At 66.4% G+C, this 18651-nt stretch carries 16 protein-coding genes; 9 read left to right on the top strand and 7 right to left on the bottom strand.

Translation table 11 applies throughout. The features are described 5' to 3' along the window. Window positions 1-44: 44 nt before the first annotated feature. Window positions 45-1760 (top strand): ABC-F family ATP-binding cassette domain-containing protein, encoded by a 1716-nt coding sequence (locus tag H9639_RS05800; protein ID WP_191807176.1) that lies wholly within the window; start codon window positions 45-47, stop codon window positions 1758-1760. Here H9639_RS05800 and H9639_RS05795 read toward each other — a convergent pair. Continuing rightward, entirely contained in the window at window positions 1757-3733 is a 1977-nt protein-coding gene (locus H9639_RS05795) for an APC family permease (RefSeq protein WP_191807175.1), read from the bottom strand. The genes H9639_RS05800 and H9639_RS05795 overlap by 4 nt on opposite strands. Window positions 3734-4154: 421 nt before the next feature. On the opposite strand from H9639_RS05795, the gene H9639_RS05790 reads away from it, so the two are divergent. Then, on the top strand, window positions 4155-4922 hold the full coding sequence (locus H9639_RS05790) for a transglycosylase family protein (protein WP_191807174.1): 768 nt from the start codon (window positions 4155-4157) through the stop codon (window positions 4920-4922). Between the two features lie 64 nt (window positions 4923-4986). Here H9639_RS05790 and H9639_RS05785 read toward each other — a convergent pair whose 3' ends face one another. Beyond that, complete coding sequence (locus tag H9639_RS05785) at window positions 4987-5280, bottom strand: MoaD/ThiS family protein (protein ID WP_191807173.1); 294 nt, start codon at window positions 5278-5280, stop codon at window positions 4987-4989. Next, on the bottom strand, window positions 5277-6392 hold the full coding sequence (locus H9639_RS05780) for a WD40/YVTN/BNR-like repeat-containing protein (protein WP_225219249.1): 1116 nt from the start codon (window positions 6390-6392) through the stop codon (window positions 5277-5279). Before H9639_RS05780 ends, H9639_RS05785 begins: the two co-directional genes overlap by 4 nt. Window positions 6393-6710: 318 nt before the next feature. Between H9639_RS05780 and H9639_RS05775 the strand changes: the two genes are divergently transcribed. The 5 genes from H9639_RS05775 to H9639_RS05755 all read left to right on the top strand — a co-directional run bounded on the left by H9639_RS05775 (window position 6711) and on the right by H9639_RS05755 (window position 11753). Beyond that, the gene (locus H9639_RS05775; protein ID WP_404799733.1) at window positions 6711-8066 is read left to right on the top strand and encodes an NAD(P)-binding domain-containing protein; all 1356 of its coding nucleotides are present in this window, start codon (window positions 6711-6713) and stop codon (window positions 8064-8066) included. A gap of 215 nt (window positions 8067-8281) precedes the next feature. Continuing rightward, window positions 8282-9202 (top strand): DUF4031 domain-containing protein, encoded by a 921-nt coding sequence (locus tag H9639_RS05770; protein WP_191807170.1) that lies wholly within the window; start codon window positions 8282-8284, stop codon window positions 9200-9202. Window positions 9203-9298: 96 nt separating this feature from the next. After that, window positions 9299-10657: an MATE family efflux transporter gene (locus H9639_RS05765; RefSeq protein WP_318241995.1), complete on the top strand. Its 1359-nt coding sequence runs from the start codon at window positions 9299-9301 to the stop codon at window positions 10655-10657. A 52-nt stretch (window positions 10658-10709) separates the two neighbouring features. Then, complete coding sequence (locus H9639_RS05760; RefSeq protein ID WP_191807169.1) at window positions 10710-11300, top strand: hypothetical protein; 591 nt, start codon at window positions 10710-10712, stop codon at window positions 11298-11300. A gap of 105 nt (window positions 11301-11405) precedes the next feature. Further along, the gene (locus H9639_RS05755; RefSeq protein ID WP_191807168.1) at window positions 11406-11753 is read left to right on the top strand and encodes a hypothetical protein; all 348 of its coding nucleotides are present in this window, start codon (window positions 11406-11408) and stop codon (window positions 11751-11753) included. Between the two features lie 60 nt (window positions 11754-11813). Here H9639_RS05755 and H9639_RS05750 read toward each other — a convergent pair whose 3' ends face one another. From H9639_RS05750 to H9639_RS05735, 4 genes are all read right to left on the bottom strand, one after another. Continuing rightward, window positions 11814-12203, bottom strand: coding sequence for a hypothetical protein (locus H9639_RS05750; RefSeq protein WP_191807167.1), 390 nt, complete (start codon window positions 12201-12203; stop codon window positions 11814-11816). Window positions 12204-12301: 98 nt separating this feature from the next. Further along, entirely contained in the window at window positions 12302-13003 is a 702-nt protein-coding gene (locus tag H9639_RS05745; protein WP_191807166.1) for a hypothetical protein, read from the bottom strand. Window positions 13004-13137: 134 nt separating this feature from the next. Beyond that, a complete protein-coding gene (locus H9639_RS05740; protein ID WP_191807165.1) occupies window positions 13138-15702 on the bottom strand; it encodes a S1 family peptidase in 2565 nt (854 codons plus the stop codon). 165 nt (window positions 15703-15867) lie between these two features. After that, window positions 15868-16425, bottom strand: a complete 558-nt coding sequence (locus H9639_RS05735; protein ID WP_191807164.1) for a CGNR zinc finger domain-containing protein — start codon at window positions 16423-16425, stop codon at window positions 15868-15870. A gap of 138 nt (window positions 16426-16563) precedes the next feature. On the opposite strand from H9639_RS05735, the gene H9639_RS05730 reads away from it, so the two are divergent. Both H9639_RS05730 and H9639_RS05725 read left to right on the top strand, forming a co-directional pair. Then, window positions 16564-17577, top strand: coding sequence for an EamA family transporter (locus tag H9639_RS05730; RefSeq protein ID WP_191807163.1), 1014 nt, complete (start codon window positions 16564-16566; stop codon window positions 17575-17577). 142 nt (window positions 17578-17719) lie between these two features. Beyond that, on the top strand, window positions 17720-18646 hold the full coding sequence (locus H9639_RS05725) for a cytochrome b/b6 domain-containing protein (protein ID WP_191807162.1): 927 nt from the start codon (window positions 17720-17722) through the stop codon (window positions 18644-18646). Window positions 18647-18651: the final 5 nt, after the last annotated feature.

Below are 18651 nucleotides of genomic sequence, written 5' to 3'. Positions count from 1 at the left end.
GATTATGCCCGGCGGGGCCTCCTAATGGACGTCAGGACCCTTCATTGGCTGAACAGCACCTTCCCGCAGCGCATCCCCGGTCAGTAACCGCCGGACATCTCCGTTACCTCCGGTTGGCAGCCGTGACCCTTCGCTATCCGGGACGCCGGCTGCTGAGCGATGTGTCCCTCACCGTCTCTCCGGGACAGCGCACCGGTCTGATCGGTGAAAACGGAGCGGGCAAGTCCACCCTCCTGCGTATAGCCGCAGGACGGCTTACTCCGGACAGCGGCTCCGTATACCGTCCGGAATCCGTCGGATTCCTGCAGCAGGAAATGGCATCCGCCCCCGGACTGTCCGTGGACCGGGTGCTCGAGGCCGCTGTCGCACCCGTCCGCTCACTCGAAGCGGACCTGGCCGCCCTGGCGGAGCGGCTGGGCACCGCGCCGGACGATTCCACCGCCGCCGAGGCGTATGACCAGGTGCTGCAGGAGGCGGAGCACTCCGGACTGTGGTCACTGGATGCCCGGATCGCCGTCGTTATGGACGGGCTGGGGCTGGGAACAGTGCCGCGAAGCCGTCCTGTGAGCGCTCTTTCCGGGGGCCAGCGGCGGCGGCTCTCACTTGCCGCAGTGCTGCTCGAACGCCCCTTCGCCCTCCTTCTGGATGAACCCACCAACCACCTCGACGACGGCGCTGTGGGCTTCCTGGTCGCCGAACTTTCCACGTGGCCGGGGCCGGTGTTGATGACCAGCCATGACAGGTGGTTCCTGGATGCCGCCGCCACCGGCCTGGTGGACCTGGATTCCGGCTCCGGACCCGAAAGCTACAGCGGGCCGTCCGTTCAGGGCATCCATTATTCGGGCGGCTATTCGGAGTACCTGCGGGCCAGGGCGGGAGCGCGCAGCCGCTGGAATGAGGCCTGGCGGGCACAGGAGGCGGAGCGGCAGCGGCTGCAGCGGATAGCAGACGTGGACGGGCGCACTGTCTTCCACACCACGGCGCCGAAAACCGAAGTCCGCGGGGCCCGGAAGTTTTACAGCGACAAGGCTGCCAAAACCGTGGGCGGCCGGGTCCAGTCCGCACGGCGTGGCCTGGCCGAGCTGGAGCGCTCCGCGGTTCCAGCCCCGCCGCCGCCGCTGCGCTTTGCCGGGATACCGGCCTTTGACGGAAGGCCCGGCAGTGCCCTGTCTTCGGAGCCGGAGGAAATTCTCTGCCTGGCTGAGACCCGGGTGTCCGGACGGCTGTCTCCGCAGACCCTGGTGCTCCGGACCGGCGGGCGCCTGCTGGTGGAAGGCGCCAACGGCGCGGGCAAATCGACCCTGCTGGGGCTGCTCGCCGGAACCGTGGCCCCGGACTCCGGAGAGGTGGTCCGCACCGCCGGACTGACGGTGGGCATGCTGCACCAGGAAGACCGCTGGCCGGATCTGGCGGTCACCGCCGGGGAAGCCTACCGGTCACGGCTGGCGGAACCCGGCCCGGCGCCGTCGTTGGCGGAGCTGGGCCTGCTGCATCCGGGCGAGGAGGAGCAGCGGCTGGGTGAGCTTTCGCCGGGGCAGCGCCGGAGGGTGGCGCTGGCGGTGCTCCTGGCAGAGCCACCGCAGCTGCTGCTGCTGGATGAGCCGACCAATCATCTCTCCCTGGCCCTCGCCGGGGAACTGGAGCAAGCCCTCGCCGATTATCCGGGCACCGTGGTGCTGGCCAGCCATGACCACTGGCTGCGGCGGCGCTGGACCGGCTCCCGGCTCAGCCTTGCGGCGCCGGATTCCCAGGCAGGTTAATCGCCGGGGCCGGACGCACCGGACTTATCCCGGCTGGAGGCCAGCTGCCAGGGGACACTCGCCACCATGATTCCCGGCTCGAAGTGCAGCCGGGTCTTGATCCGCAGCGCCGTCTGGTTGTGCACCAGCTGTTCCCACCAGCGGCCCACCACGTACTCGGGGATGTACACCACAAAAAGTTCCCGCGGTGAACTGCGGCGTGCCTCACGCAGGTAAGCCAGAACCGGGGACACAGTTTCGCGGTAGGGGGAGGAGAGGATGGTCAGCGGCACCGGAATGCGCAGCCGCTCCCAGTCATCCACCGTCTTCTGCGTTTCCTCGGGATCCAGATCCACGATGATGGCGTTCAGGCTGGACGGGCGGGAAGCCCGGGCGTAGGCAAGCGCGCGGAGCACCGGCTTATGGACCTTGGACACCAGGATGACGGCGTTGACCCGGCTGGGGAGGGCCAGCACCTCCGGGTCGTCCTCCACGCGGAGCTCCTCCGCCACGGACTGGTAATGGATACGGATGCTGTTCATCACGACATAGAGGAATGCCATGGCCAACAGTGCGATCCAGGCTCCGTGCTCGAACTTGGTGATGACCACAATTACCAGCACCACGGATGTCATACCGAAACCACAGGCGTTGATGACCCGCGAACGCATCATCCGCCGTCGTGCCTCCTTGTTTCGTTCGGTCCGCAGCTTCCTGGTCCAGTGCCGGATCATGCCCAGCTGGCTGGCCGTAAAGGAGACGAAAACCCCCACGATGTAGAGCTGGATCAGGCGGGTGACATCGGCATTAAACGCCAGGATCAGCACCAGGGCAGCCAGGCCGAGGGCAATAATGCCGTTGCTGAAGGCCAGCCGGTCGCCGCGGGTGCGCATCTGCCGGGGCAGGTAACCGTCGCGGGCCAGCACCGAAGCCAGAATCGGGAACCCGTTGAAGGCGGTGTTGGAAGCAAACACCAGGATCAGTCCGGTGGCGACCACCACAAGGTAGAAGAGCAGAGAGCCGTCACCAAAAACGGTCTCGGCCAGCTGGCTGATCACCGGGTGCTGAAGGTAGTCCTGCACGGGAGCACCGTTGAGGAGCAGCTGCGTGGCGGGATTCTGCACGAAGTGGACTTTGGTCAGGGAGGCGAGAGTCAGGATCCCGGCCAGCATCAAAGCCGCGAGCCCGCCGAGAAGAAGCAGCGTGGTAGCGGCGTTGGTGCTCTTCGGTTTCCGGAAGGTGGGTACGCCATTGCTGATGGCCTCCACCCCGGTCAGGGCCGCCGCCCCGGAGGAAAACGCCCGCAGCAGCAGGAACGCGCCCGCCAGCCCGGTCAAACCGGCGTCGAGTCCCGCTTCGGGAACCAGGTCAAAGGCGGCCGACGGCGCCTGGGCGAGGGTGCCGGTGGCGGCCTGGAAAAGGCCCGCGGCGCACATGCCCAGGACGGAAGCAAGGAACACATAGGTGGGGATGGCGAAGACCTTGCCGGCTTCCTTCACACCGCGCAGGTTCACCAGCATCAGGATGACGACCCCGGCCGCGGCGAGCAGTCCCTGCCGGCCGTGAAGCGCTGGAACAACGGTTACCAGGTATTGCGAGGCGGAGGACATGGAGACGGCAACGGTGAGGACATAATCCACCAGCAGGGCGGACCCGACGGTCAGCCCGGCACGCCGGCCCAGGTTCTCGCTGGCAATCTCATAGTCCCCGCCCCCGGAGGGATAGGCGTGAACGTTCTGCCGGTAGGATGCCACCACGGTCAGCAGGACGACGATGACAGCCAGGCCCACCCAGGGGGAGAGGGTGACGGCGGCGACCCCGGCAAGGGCCAGGGTGAGGAGGATTTCGTCCGGCGCGTACGCTGCAGACGAAAGCGCGTCCGAGGCATATACGGGCAGGGCGACACGCTTACGCAGCAGTGTGTGCGAAAGCCGTTCATTCCCGTACGGACGCCCCACCAGAATGCGCTTGAGCGCATTGAAGAATGTGAGCACGAGGACAAACCCTAGACCGGTTACAGAACCAAGTCCAGACAGCTCTAAATAGCGTTAAAACCGCCCTGTGGCAAAGTACACAATTGGGGCCTCGATCGGCATGAATAAGCGGAAGACCGGGATGGTAACGGTTCATTTCCGAAGGTCTCGATTTGGTATCGATTCGAACTCGCCTTAGCTTGGATATGTACCCGATACGGGACGACGTCGGATCCAAGAGAGTCCGCTGAGGCTGATCCGGCCGGCCAGCACCCCACACGAGATGGTGCGGCCGTGAATGAATGCAAGGTGCCCCACGCCACCATAAGTCGCCGCGGTGGGAGCACTTGAACCAGACCTCTAATTGGCGGGGTCGGCGACGGTGTTGTGAAGTCCGGGGACGGACGGAACGCAGGTGGGCCCTCAGGAGCAGATACAGCTGATGAAGAACTCTAAGATTACCCGTTACGTTCGCCGTGGACTTGCTGCTGCCGTAGTGGCCGGCGCAGGCCTCACCTTTGCTGGGCCCGGTGCCCAGGCGGCCGATGCGAGTACTTGGGACGCCCTGGCACAGTGCGAGAGCGGCGGCAACTGGAACATCAACACCGGCAACGGTTTCTCCGGTGGCCTGCAGTTCACGCCTTCCACTTGGGCAGCCTACGGTGGAACCGGCAGCCCCGAAAACGCAAGCCGTGAGCAGCAGATCGCTGTTGCTGAGCGCGTCCTGGCAGGTCAGGGCTGGGGTGCATGGCCCGCATGCTCTGCCAAGCTGGGCCTCTCCGGCGGCGCCACCGGCGTGACCGCCCCCGAGGTAACCACCCAGAGCACCACCGTCGCACCGCAGGAACAGTACGTTGAGACCGCTCCGGTAGAGACCTACGCTCCGGTAGAGACCTACGCTCCGGTGGAGACCTACGTCCCGGAGACCCCGGTGCAGGAAGTTGCTCCCGCCCCGGTCTACACTGAGCCGGCCCCGGTTGCTGCAGCACCTGTCGAGGTTCCCGCATCCTCACTGGCTCCGGCAGCACCCGTCCAGGCCCCGGCAGTCAGCGGTGAAACCTACACCATTCAGGCTGGCGACACCCTGTCCTCCATTGCCGAGAAGCTCGGCATCGCAGGCGGCTGGCAGGCTCTCTATGCTGCCAACGCCGGCACGATCGTCCACCCCGACCTCATCTTCACCGGCGAGGTCCTGCAGCTCCCCGCCTAAGGCGGCGCTGTCTGAGAATGGCTGGACTCCTTCGGGAGTCCAGCCATTCCTGCGTTAAACGCCCCTATCCGCCCGCAATGGACTGCAGGACCATCACCTCGGCACCGGCGCCAACCACGCTGTCCTGCCGGTTTAGGCCGCGGATGTCCTGTCCGTCGATGTAGATATTCACATACCGCCGGACTGTCCCGGTCTCGTCCCGGATCCGCCGTTCCAGCACGGGATACCGGGCCCCGATGGCGGTGAGCAGTGATCGAACGGTCAATCCCTCCGACCCGGGGAGGGTGAGCTCGCGCTGGCCGTCCGCCGTGGCTGCCAGGATCTCCGGCAGCAGGACCCTGACTTCACCCGCAGTCATGGGCCCATTGACCCGGGAACGGAAGCCGCACGGACACACAGGACATCGGGAAGATTGGAGGCCACCAGGGTGAAGCTGCCGCCTTCGTCCGAGCTGGCGTAGACGTCACCTGCCCGGGTACCGAAATAGACACCCACCGGGTCGCCCGTGTCCACGGCCGCTGCATCACGGAGGATGGCGTTGTACTCCGCCTCCGGCAACCCGGCGTCCTGACGGGTCCAGGAGTCCCCGGCATCTGTGCTGCGGTAGACCGCCAGACGCCCGTCCGGAGGTATCCGTTCACCGTCTGCCACCAGCGGAATAGTCCAGATGGTTCCGCCGCTGCGCGGATGCGAGAGCATCACGAACCCGAAGTCGGCAGGCAGCCCGTCGGCGATCGAGGTCCAGGTCTCGCCTGAGTCATCCGAGCGGTATACGCCGTGATGGTTCTGCGCGTAAAGCCGGTCCGGCAGTTCGGCGTCGCGCGCCACCTTGTGCACGCACTGGCCAAACTCCGGGTTCGGATCCGGCAGGAAATACGCGGAAATGCCCTGGTTGCGCGCCTGCCAGCTCTGGCCGCCGTCGTCGGACCGGTAGACACCGCCGGAGCTGATGGCCACATGCACCGTGTCATCCACGGGACTCGGCAGCACCGTATGCGCAGCCGCTCCACCGTAGCCCGCGCCCCACTCCGCACGGTGTGGGTGGTCCCACAAGCCCTGGTTCAGCTCGAAACGGCTTCCGCCGTCGGTCGATTTCCACACTGAAATCGGTTCGCACCCGGCCCAGACGACTCCCGGCCGGTCCGCAGAGTCCGGCTGCAGCTGCCAAATCCGCCCCAGCGACTCCCCGGCGGCGGCAGGAAAGGCGATGGCTCCCTCTTCCGGCTCTGACCAGCTCGCGCCAAGGTCATCGGAGATCACCACCGTGGGTCCCCAATGGGAGGAGAGCAGGCCGGCCAGGATCCGCGGCGGTGAGGAACGGGTGTCCAGGGCAACGCTGGCAACCTCGTTCATCAGGAAATGCGGTCCGCTGAGCGTCCAGTCCGCACGGTCGGTGCTGCGCGCCAGCCAGAGGCCTTTGCGCGTTCCGATGGCCAGGACAGTGTCCTCTGTCTGCGTCATGGCCATCATTGGACCATTCAGCTTGGCTGGCGGACAAGGGGTAGGCGGCAGCGGAACCGCCCGGAGGGTGCCGGTGGGGCGCCGCAGACGGTACAGGATCCGTCCTGGCCCGGGGGCCGGAAGAGCCCAACAGATAAGATGACCCGGATGGGCGCCCCCTTTGGCGCCCCCGGGAGCACCTGCCACGCGGCGGGTGCTCCCGGTTATACGAAGCGGCATGTTGAGGCGGCCCACGGGACGCCTCCGCGCCGTGTGACACGAGGCCGGAAGGCCGGAAAGGCAGCCTTGACTGCACGAATTGCCATTATCGGAGCCGGCCCCAGCGGCATGGCCCAGCTCAGAGCATTTGAGTCGGCGGCCCGCGGGGGCCTGGAAATACCCGAAATTGTCTGCTTTGAAAAGCAGGATGACTGGGGAGGCCAGTGGAACTACAGCTGGCGCACGGGGATGGATGGCTACGGTGAACCCGTCCACTCCAGCATGTACCGCAACCTGTGGTCCAACGGTCCGAAGGAAGCTCTCGAATTCGCCGATTACACCTTTGACGAGCACTTCGGCCGCCCCATCTCGTCCTACCCGCCGCGGGCGGTCCTCTGGGACTACATCAACGGCCGGGTCAGCAAAACGGACGTCCGCAAGTGGGTGCGCTTCGCACACGCCGTGCGCTGGGTGAAGGAAGTTGACGGCGGCTTCGAAGTCACGGTCGAGGATCTTCGGGCCAAAACGACGACGACGGAGCGCTTCGACCGCGTTGTCGTGGCCACCGGGCACTTCTCCGTCCCGAACGTGCCCGACTTTGACGGCATCGAAACCTTCCCCGGATCGCTGCGCCACGCCCACGATTTCCGCGGCGCGGAGGCGCTCGCAGGCAAGGACGTCTTGTTGGTTGGCGCCAGTTACTCCGCCGAGGACATCGGTGTGCAGGCGTTCAAGATGGGCGCGAAGTCAGTCACGATGAGTTACCGGACGGCTCCAATGGGTTTGGACTGGCCGGACGGTATGGAGGAACTGCCGCTGCTGGAGCGTTTCGAGGGCGAAACCGTGCGGTTCTCCAACGGCCAGACGCGCCGCTTCGATGCCGTGATCCTGTGCACCGGCTACCTGCACAAGTATCCGTTCCTGCCCGCCGACCTTGCGTTGGACTCCCCGAACAACGTCTATCCCGAACGCCTGTACCGGGGTGTGGTGTGGGAGCAGAACCCGCATCTTTACTACCTCGGCGCCCAGGACCAGTGGTTCACCTTTAATATGTTCGATGCGCAGGCCTGGTACGTCCGGGACCTCATCCTCGGTGCTGCTGAGCTGCCGTCCGCGGCGGAGCGCCTGCAGCACCAGGGTGAATGGCAGGCCCGGTTCCGGGCCATCGGCAGCTCCGCAGACGAGGTGCGGTTCCAGGCGGACTACATCAGAGACCTGGTGGGAGCGACCGACTATCCGGAGTTCGATCTGGACCGTGTTGTTGACGTGTTCCTCGCCTGGAAGCAGGACAAGAAGGAAAACATCCTCACCTACCGCGACGGCGTCCACACCTCGGTGATGACCGGCACCGAATCCGTGGTCCACCACACGCCGTGGCTGAGCGAGCTTGACGACTCACTCGAGCGCTATCTGTCCGAACCGGCGGAGGATGAGACCGCGCGGATTGTCCACGGGGGCGCGTCAACGGAGTCCGCCGGACACTAGCCGGACAGAGGGAGGGACAGTGGAACACTCCGCGGGATGGGCTGCCCGTCCCGCGGAGGAATTCTCCTGCGGGTGGTGCCTTCGGCAGGAGAATTTGTCCCAATGGAGCCGCGGACGATTGCCCGAAGGCAGCCGGCCGGATGGAAATTGCGGACCGGGTGGGCTAAGGATGGAGGAATGGTTCCTGCACCTGCACCCCGGCCCTCCGAGTCCGCGTGATCTTCATCGACCCGCCCCTGTGGCCAGCCCACAACACCCATTTTTCCCACCTGGTGTCCGACACCTCGCTGGAAGAACTGCACTCCTTCGCCGAAACTGCCGGAATTCCCCGCCGGGCTTTTGACCAGGACCACTATGACGTTCCGGCGCACCGGTACAGGGACCTGGTCCAGGCCGGAGCTGCGGCGGTTGACGGCGGGACGCTGGTCCGGGCCCTGATCCGCGGCGGACTCCGGATTCCGGCACGTGAGCGCGCAGCGTCGCTCGTGCACCCGCTGCGCGGCCGCTGGGAGACGGCGCTGCCGGGAGCCCCGGAGCTGGGCGCGGAGCTGTTGAACCGCTGGGGCGAGCCGCACCGCCACTATCACGACCGCCGCCACCTGCTCCAGGCCCTGGAAGCCCTGCACCGCCTGGGCTGCGGGGACCGGACGGTGCTGCTGGCGGCCTGGTTCCATGACGCGGTGTACGACGGCGTCCCCGGGGCGGATGAGGAGGCCTCCGCGGTCCTCTCGGAGGAGCTGCTGCCGGCTGCCGGCGTCGGCCGGGCGGAGACAGCCGAAGCTGCCCGGCTGGTCCGGTTGACGGCCGGGCACAACCCGGAGCCCGGGGATATCAGCGGCGCACTGCTCGTCGACGCGGACCTGGCCGTACTGGGCCGGGACGCCCTGGGGTATGACAGGTATGCCGCGGACGTGCGGCTGGAATACCGGCACCTGGACGATGAGACCTTCCGCGCCGGCCGCAGCGCGGTCCTCGACACACTGCTGGGCCGCAGCCGGCTGTTTTTCACCGACCGGGGCGAGGAGTTGTGGGGAACAGCGGCGCGGGCAAACCTGCGGCGCGAACTCGCTGTGCTCGCCGGCTCTGTGGATCCGGCGAGCCGGGATTCGGGGCGGGGAGCCGGGGCCGGCAGGTAAATGAGGTCAGGAACGCTTTCCTGACCCACGTAGGCGGCCGTACCGGCCGGCGGTGTGTGCCGGCAGCCCGTGTCCGACCCGCCGTACGCTAGAGGAGTGAAAACCAGGACTCCCGCGGCGAACCGCGGCCTCGGCCGGCAGATCCTTGCCCTGGCCCTGCCTGCCCTCGGGGCGCTGATCGCCGAACCGCTGTTCCTGCTTGCCGATGCTGCGATCGTGGGGCACCTGGGCGTTGACCAGCTCGCCGGTGTGGGCCTGGCCTCCACGGTCCTGCAGACCGCCGTCGGGCTGATGGTGTTCCTGGCCTATTCCACCACCGGCACCGTGGCCCGCTACCTGGGCGGAAACCGGCACCGCGAGGCAGTGGCAGCCGGCCGCGACGGCATCGCCCTGGCAGTCCTGCTGGGCATCGTGCTCTCCGCTGCAGCCATCCTCCTGGCCCCCTGGCTGACCGGCGTGATGGGCGCGGAAGGGGAAGTGCAGCGTTACGCCGTGGACTACCTGCGCTGGTCGGCACCGGGGCTGACCGCGATGCTGGTGGTGCTGGCCGCCACCGGCGTGCTGCGCGGACTCCAGGACACCAGGACGCCGCTGGTTGTCGCGGTGGCAGGTTTCAGCGTCAACATTGGCCTGAACTTCGCCCTGGTGTACGGACTGGACCTTTCGGTCGCCGGCGCGGCGCTGGGAACCAGTCTGAGCCAGTGGGGCATGGCGGCGGTCTACCTGATCATGGTTGCGCGGATGGCACGGCGGGAAGGGGTGCCGCTGCGTCCGGCTGCCTCCGGCATCCTCGCCAGTCTGCACGTCGGGTCCTGGTTGATGCTGCGCACCCTGAGCCTGCGGATCGCGGTGCTTGCCGCCGTTTTCGTCGCCACGTCCCAGGGCCCGGTGTCCCTGGCCGCTCATCAGCTGGTCATGACCTTCTTTACCTTCCTGGCGTTCGCGCTGGATGCGCTCGCGATCGCCGCGCAGGCGATGATTGGCAAGGAACTGGGCGCCGGGAACCGGCGGACGGTCCGCGAACTGACCCGGACCATGTCCCGGTGGGGCATTGGCTTCGGTGTGATCACCGGAGCGCTGCTGGCCGTGGCGGCACCGTTTGTGGGCTGGATCTTCACTCCTGACGCCGGTGTGCAGCAGGCGCTCACGGCCGGGTTGTGGGTCCTGGCCGCTGCACAGCCGGTCTGCGGTCTGGTCTTTGTGCTGGACGGAGTGCTGATCGGGGCCGGGGACGCGAAATATCTGGCCCTCACCGGCGTCGTGAACCTGCTGGCCTATCTGCCGCTGCTGTGGTGGGTCCACGTTTCCGGACTCGAAGGCGGGACAGGAATCGCCTGGCTGTGGGCCGCTTTTGGGCTCGGCTACATGTCAGCGCGGGCCATAACCCTCGCCTGGCGGGCCCGCGGTGACGCCTGGATGCGCACCGGTGCGGCACCGGGGAAGCGGAAGGACTAAGCTAAGGATCGGCCAGACCGGCCGCCAAGCAACCTGAAAGCGGAGGCCAACCGTGGGCGTATCCCACCCCAAGGCACCTTGGGTCCCTATTCTGCTGCGTTCCGCCATAGCGGCGGTCTACGGCGCGGTGACCATTTTCTGGCAGGAACCCACCGTGGCGGTTTTGGCTGTTGCAGGCGGAATCTACCTGGTGCTCACCGGAGTCAGCGTCTGGCGGATGTCCGCCCTGGCGAAGACGTGTGGAGTTGCACTGGTTCCGGCCGCCCTGCTTGCCGCGGCCGCTGTCTACGCAGTGGTTGGCGTTCTTGTGGCTGTTGTTCAGTCGGTGCAGGTCTTTGCGTATGCAGCCGGCGCGGCGCTGGTCTTCGGAGGAGTCGTTGAGCTTGTGCTCTGGTTCCGCGCCCGGAAGCTGTTCGTTCCGGCCCGTGACTGGCTGATTACCGGAGTGGTTGGCATTGGTGCCGGCGTGCTGCTGCCGGTATTCCTTGCCCTGCCGGATGGCAGCCATGCCCAGGCCCTGCTCGGTGTCAGTGGGGGAGCCGCCGTCATTACCGCAGTGATCCTCGCGATCTCCGGTCTGGGGCTGCGTCATGACGCGAGTCTGAGCCGGGACAGCATGGAAGCCTCGAAGGCCGTAAACTAGAACTGACCGCGGCTTCTACCTGAGGTAGAAGACCGCCCAATCGACAACGCAGGAGGACAGATAGTGGCGAAGAGCCAGCCCGGTGGGCCGCAGAAACGGAATTCCGTGAAAGCCCCGCTGGTTTTCTCCGCAGTTCTGGCCGTTATTGCCGGCATCGCCACCATGATCTTCGCCACCGGCGGAGCAACCAAGGAGCTGCGGGTCGATCTGGGCCTCACCGCAGCGGGCATCGCGTTTATCGCCTCGCTGCTGATCTCCTCGTTGCTGCTGATGACTGAGAAGCCCAACCCGGACCATATCGGTGAAGGTTCCGGCGTCCACCGCGCCTCCGCAAAAATCCCCGGCGGTGCCGGAAGCGTCGGAGCGCCCGGTGCCAAAAAGGCTCCCGAAAACACTCGGGCGGCACCGCCTGCAGCATCCGATTCCACCGAAGGCCCAGCCGGCAAGGCCTAGGCTCACAGCGCTTCCAGGCCTGGAGCGGCCCGCTTTCCCGGGGCCCAAATCCTGGCGCAGCTAGCCCCGCTTGCGCTTTTTTCGCGCTGGCCGGGTGGTCTTTTCCGGTTCCGGGTTTTCGTCCAGGAGCCGGAACAGGTCAGTTTCCTCCCCGTCAGTTTCCCCGCCGTCGTCCGGGGCGGACGAGGGCCCGCCACCGGGCCGCTCCGGTTCCAGGGCCAGCGCTGCCCGGCGGTGCAGCACCAGCGCAGCCACCGCGGCCGCCACGGCCACGGCACTGGTCAGGGCCGCCAGCGCGTTCAGGTACAGCCAGAAGAATGTCAGCAGCGACGGAGCAGATGTGGGCAGCTGCAGCAGCCCGAACGCTGAGATGATCCAGAAGATGACGCAGACACCGATCAGGATCCAGGCGGTGCGTGGGGACAGGGTGGAACGCAGTTTCTGCTCCATACGAGCTCCTGGAGACAGGCGGATGCCGGACTGCTTGACCCAATCAGTCTAGGAGCGCAGGTGCCACGGTGCGCCCCGGTACGGATGAAACCGGGCGGTCAGGAGCCGTTTGAGTCCAGCGGCGTTGCCACTCCGGAGGACACCGCTACCGCTACCGGCACATTGCCGGGAAGTGCTGCGGCTGCGAGGGCAGCGCGCAGGTGCTCCACCTGATCTGCGGGTACGTGGGCGGTGATGCCGGTTTGACCGCTAAAACTCAGGCTGTGGAACTCCGTCCCTGCCGCAGCTCCGGTGTCGTGGACAAGGCGAACCGCTTCCTGCAGCTCCGCTGCGGAAAATGCTGCCTGCACCGGGACGGCTCCGGCGGCTCGGATAGCCTCAAAGAAGGACGGATCCGTGACCGCCACGTGCAGCGTGCCGTCTACGACCCAGGCATCGGTATAAGCCGGGCCGAGGGACTGTCTGAGGGCCGTGATGGTTTCTGCCAGGTCAGGCATGCCGTTCTCCGTATGTGATTCTGGTGCCCCGCCGGAAGGTGTTTCGGGTTCCGGGGCGGTCGACTCGCCGACAGCTGCAGGTTGCGCTGAAGACGTGGCGTCAGCTCCTGCCTCAGTGGAGACCGGCTCCGGTGCAGGACCGCAGCCGGCCAGCGGCAGCAGCAGGAGGGCGCCCATGGCCAGTGCCCGCGCCAGGGGTGCCGTTGTGGACAGTGGGCGGACTGCGGAATTCGGACGGACCGCAGACTGCGAACCGGCTGTGGACTGTGAACCGACTATGGAATCGAACCGTACTGACTGCATCGAACCTCATCCTTTCAGTCCTGACCCGGAGGGCCTTCCCAGTATTGGTCTCCGCGGGGGATCATGCCAGACCAAAACGGTCCGGGTTCCGCGCTAAGGCGGATCCCGGACCGTTCCGTCAGCCCGCTAGCGGGCTAGCGGGTGCTGCTGCGGCGGCGGCGGCTGATGCCTACGCCCGCTGCGCCGCCCAGAAGCAGGATGCCTGCGGCTGAGAGCAGTGCGGTGGTGCCGCTCACTCCCGTGCTGGGAAGCTTGCCGGACGGCTTCGGGTTGGCTACGCCAGCCACCTGAAGTTCCGTGACCTGGATCGTGGCGGTTGCCGCTGCGGATCCGACGCCGTTGAGTTCCTGGGTGGCGGTGACAAGGTATTCACCGGCGGCCCAGGTACCCAGCTCCACGGTCCAGTTGCCGTCTTCATCCACCTCGGTGACGGGGTCAGCGTCACCGACGGTGAGCGTCAGCGTTGCTCCGGGGACGCCGGTTCCGGAGATGGTCTCCGGTGCCGTGGCCTCGGTGAAGACCTCGCCGTCGCGCAGCGACGTGATGGCCGGCGCCGGGTAGATCACGCTGAAGGAAGTGGTGGCCACCGGGGAGGCAGCCTTACCGGGAGTTCCCTCCTGGCTGGCCGACACCGTGTAAGCCCCGAAGGACAGTGCCTCGTCCAGTTCGACGGAGAAGGTGCCGTTCTCGTTAACCTCGGCGGTCACAACCTGCGGATCGGTTGCTGCCAGGGACTGTGCTTCGCCGGCTTCCTCTGTTCCGCTCACGGGTGCGACCTTCAGGGTTACGGTCGCCTCGGGATCCGCAGTTCCTTCAAGGGTCCGGAGCTCGTTCACCACTGAAGCACCGTCTGCGGGGTTGGTCAGGACCGGAGCGGCCAGCGGGGAATGCTTTACCGTGACGCTGTAGGTGGTGGTCTTCGACTCGTTGAAGCCGATGACGGCTGTGGCCGTGATCTTGGCAGTGGCGCCGTCGGCGACGGTGCGCGGAACCTTCATGGACCAGGTTCCGTTTTCGGCTACGGGGATTTCAGCCGTGCCACCGTTGACCGTGAGTTTCACGGTGGAGCCGGCCGGAGCGGTGCCGGTCAGCACCTGATCGGTTTCCACCGTGTCGCCGTTCTTGACGTTGAGTGCCGGTGCCTCGACATGCAGGGCTACGGTGTAGCCGCCGGTCACGGAGAGGGCTGATGTCAGATCAGCGGCGCCTACGGTGTTGTAGAAGCCGTCGCCATCCGGGGCGCCCATGCCGCTGCTGACCAGCCCCAGAGCGGTATTGCCGGAGATGACCGGTCCGCCGGAGTCGCCCTCCATTGCCTTCAAAGTGGATTCGAAGCCCAGGACAGCACGAACATCCTTGGGATCGGTAGCCATCTTGTGACCGCCGACAAGGAACACCGCCAGCTTGTCGACCGTCCCGCACTTCCAGCCGGTGGTCAGCCCGGAACGGCAGACCGGCAGCCCGGCGACGGCTGAGCCGACGCCGGTGATCCGCGTGGTGGTCTCTGACAGTCCTCCGGGTGCCCACTGGGTAACTTCCGCCAGCAGGTCCAGGTCCTTGTTGATGCCGTCGATCACGGCAACGTCGGTGCCGATGTTAGGATTTTCCACGCTCGAGGGCGTGTTGCCCGGTCCGCCGAAGACCGAGGTGCCGAAGGTGCCCAGTTCCGTTGTGACAACGTTGGTGCCATCCGTCGGGGCCAGGTAGGTGTCCTTGAGGGAACCATCGCCGGTGCAGTGTCCTGCCGTAATCACGGCCGGATCACCCTCCGGGTTCCAGCCGTTGAAGCCGACTGAGCAGGCAAAGAAGCCCTGTCCGGTGTCTATGGCATATCCCTGGCCTCCATAGACGTCCTCCAGGGGGACGCCGGCTCCGCTTCCGGAAGATTCAGCCTTGACGTTGGTGTACTCGTCGGCGAATTCCTTCGGTGTGGTCGGTGCAGCTGAATCCTGCAGCGTCCGCGCTGAGGCGGTGACGGGAGCTTCCGGGTTCTGGACATTGATCGTGAAGCCGTCAGAGCCGAGGCTGATGGACTGGAGTCCCTCGACGCCCACGTTAGCGATGTAGTCGCGTGCCAGGGAAGTGAGGTCGGTCGCGGTGCGGGTCGCTGCCGCGTCTGCCTGGGTTCCTTCTGCGGCGGACTCTTCGGCTGCGGGCTCGGACGAAGGAACAGGTGCCGCCGTCTCGGAGGGAGCGGGAGCGGCAGGAGTGCTGCCGGCGTCCGTCGCCGTCTTGTCGTCAGATGACTCGTCATCGGCGGCTTCGGTTGCCTTGTCGTTGGCCGCCGGTGCCTCGAGCCGGGCGTCCAGCTCTTCGGCCAGGGCTTCCAGGGCGGTGCCCGATCCGTAAATCACGATTTCGGCGTCTTCCAGTGCCAGGCCGGCGAAGCCTTCCGTGGCCTGGAGGCGCGGCAGGGCGGCGGCGGCGCGCTGGCCCAGCTCGCCGGCTGCCCGGAACTCTTCCTCGGTGATGCCTAGATCGCGCTGCAGTGCCTCGGCCAGGCCGGGCGGGAGCGCGCCGGCCAGATCCCCGGTTCCTCCGGCCGCCGTAGCCGGCTGGGACGCAGCCGGCTCCTTGGGCTCACCGGCGCCCGGCGCGGCCTGGGCCGGCACGCCGATCAAGGCGCCGCCGACCACCAGGGCCGCGGTAACGGCCACGGCGCGCGCTGCGCCGGACCGGACTAGTGACGTTCTCCTCATTGAATACCCCCATCAGACGTGAGCCACGCTCATGCTGCCCGGGCATTTCGCAGGAAAGAACGCGCACCGGGAATCCGAGACTTAATTGGCATTCCGGTGACATAGTGGTGTCCCGGAACTGCCCCGGAGCCTAGCGGGTAAACTCCCGTCTGGCAATTCGTAAGGCTACTGCGGGCCTGTCGGGGACACAGAGCGCCGGCGGCGGTAGGCGCGCACGTTTTCCCGGTTGCCGCAGTTTCCGGTTCCGCAGTATCTGCGCGAACGGTTGCGGGAGAGGTCAACGAGGACATCACTGCAGTCAGAAGCCGCGCAGACACGCAGCCGCTCCAGTTCCCGCGAACGTACGACGTCGGCAAGGGCCATGGCTGCCTCCGTCGCCATCCGGTCCGCGAGGGCCGCCTCTGGGGGAGTGCAGTGCAGGTGCCAGTCCCATCCGTCGTGCCGGACCAGCTGCGGCAGCGCCCTGGAGTTCCGCAGAAGCCTGTTGATGCCTTCAACCAGTTCTTCCTCACCGGATGCCCAGAGCTCCCGCAGGGTTCCGCGGAGCCGGAGTACTGCCTTCCGCTCGGCGGACGTATGGGTCCGGGAACCGGAGAAGCCCTCCTGGTCCAGAAAGCGCGTGAGCCCGTCGTCGCCGGCGAGTGGATCCGGCTCCTCGGAGGCGGTGTTCACTAGGGCCGCGGCACTGGCCAGCGCCACCTCGGTGTCATAAGTGAATACCATCTTGACTCCTGACATTGACCACCTTACTGTCACTAGCATAGGCCCATTTAGCTCGTTACCAGTCCGGGTTTTTACCCGTGACATCTGGCTCGTGAGATTGTCCATGGGGGCGGGCCTTTCTTCTGCGAAAGGTCCGTCATGGAAAAATCCAGGTCCGCCGGTTCCCCGCTGCCGCCCGCTGCGGCAGCGGGAGCCTCCGGCATTTTGATTGCGCTCCTCTCCTCCGCAGTTTTCGGGCTCTCCGGATCATTCGCCAAGTCGCTGATGGAGGCAGGCTGGACGCCTGCGACCGCCGTCGGCTTCCGCATGGGCGGTGCCGCCGCCGTGCTGCTGGTCCCGGCGCTCATAGCCCTTCACGGCCGCTGGTACCAGGTCCGGCAGAACTGGAAAACCATCCTGCTCTTCGGCCTGGTGGGAGTGGCTGGATGCCAGTTCTTCTACTTCAATGCCGTGGAGCGCCTTTCCGTCGGCGTGGCCCTCCTGCTGGAATTCCTGGCGCCGGTGCTGATGGTGCTGTGGATCTGGTTCCGCAGCCGCCGCCGCCCCGGGACCGCCACCATCTTCGGTGCCGCGGCCGCCGTCGTCGGCCTGGTCCTGGTCTTGGACTTGGGGGGTGACCTGCGGGTTGATCCGCTGGGCATCGCCTGGGGCCTGGCAGCCGCCGTCTGCCTGGCGATGTACTTCTTCATCACCGCCAAGCAAAACGACACGCTGCCGCCGCTTGTGCTGACCACCGGCGGACTGCTGGTGGGCGCCGGAACCATGGTGCTGCTTGGGCTGACCGGGCTGCTGCCCACCGGGTTCAGCACCGCCGACGTTGAACTTGCCGGCTGGGTCACGCGCTGGTGGGTTCCGCTGATCGGCCTGGTGCTGCTCTCCACCGTGCTGGCCTACGTCACCGGCATCATCGCCGCACGTGCCCTCGGGCCCCGGATTGCCTCGTTCGTCTCCCTCACCGAAGTGCTCTTCGCCGTGCTGTGGGCCTGGCTGCTGCTCTCCGAACTCCCGCGCACCATCCAGCTGGTGGGTGGAGTTCTGATCGTTACGGGACTGGTCCTGGTCCGGTCTGACAAGCACACTGACCTGCCTGACACCGGAGCGGAAGCCGAGGCGCCTGCCGCGGATCAAATAACCGGACAACGGCGCTCCTAGTGCCTATCTCCGGTAGGCTCACCGGCAATGAAGCGGCTCGACCAACGGGGGAAACCGTGAAGACTGATCCTTGCGCGCTGCCGGAGGTCCGGACGGAATTCGCCGGTTCCGGCAACGGGGTGCAGACGACAGCAGGCACCATATGAGTCCCAGCCCCGCCAGAACCTCGCCACGGTCCCGCTGGCTGAAACTGGCCTGGATGGTGCCCGCGGCGCTGCTGATCCTCGCCGGTGTTGTGCTGGCTGCCCGCTGGCTCCGGGACACCCCTGCGCTGCAGGATTTCCTTTCCCGGTACCCGGGGTTCTCTGAACTGCCCGACGGCGCTCCGGTCGGGATTCCGGCGTGGGTCGGCTGGCAGCACTTCCTCAACTCGCTGCTGATCCTGCTGATTATCCGGTCCGGCTGGCTCATTCGGACCCGGCAGCGGCCGATCGGTTCCTGGACCCGGAACAACAAGGGACTGATCCGCACCAGGAACCAGCCGAAGAAAATCAGCCTGGACCTGTGGTTCCACCTCAGCCTGGATGTGCTCTGGGTCCTGAACGGTCTCATCTTCTATGTGCTGATCTTCGCCACCGGGCACTGGATGCGGCTGGTGCCCACCAGCTGGGATGTTTTCCCGAACGCCGCTTCCACGGCGCTGCAGTACGCCTCGCTGGAGTGGCCCCTGGAAAACGGCTGGGTGAACTACAACAGCCTGCAGCTGCTCTCCTACTTCGCGGTCGTATTTATCGCCGCCCCGCTGGCAATCATCTCCGGCCTGCGGATGTCCCCGTCCTGGCCGGCGAAAGCGCGGATCAACCGTTTCCTCCGCATTGAAACGGCACGGGCAGTGCACTTTCCCGTGATGGCCTTCTTCGTCCTGTTCATCATTGTGCACGTCACCCTGGTGCTTACCACCGGCGCGCTGCGGAACCTGAACCACATGTACGCGGCCACGGATGGCACCGGTTGGACCGGGTTCTGGTTCTTCGCTGCCTCGCTGGTGGTGATGGTGGTGGCATGGGTGGCAGCCCGGCCGGTCTTCCTGCGTCCGGTCGCAGGACTCATGGGCAAGGTGGGCCGCTGAGTCCT

Source organism: Arthrobacter gallicola, from assembly GCF_014836775.1.
Classification (GTDB): Bacteria; Actinomycetota; Actinomycetes; order Actinomycetales; family Micrococcaceae; genus Arthrobacter_B; species Arthrobacter_B gallicola.
The sequence above is the reverse complement of the archived record's forward strand: the minus strand, read 5'-3'. Positions and strand labels throughout refer to the sequence as shown.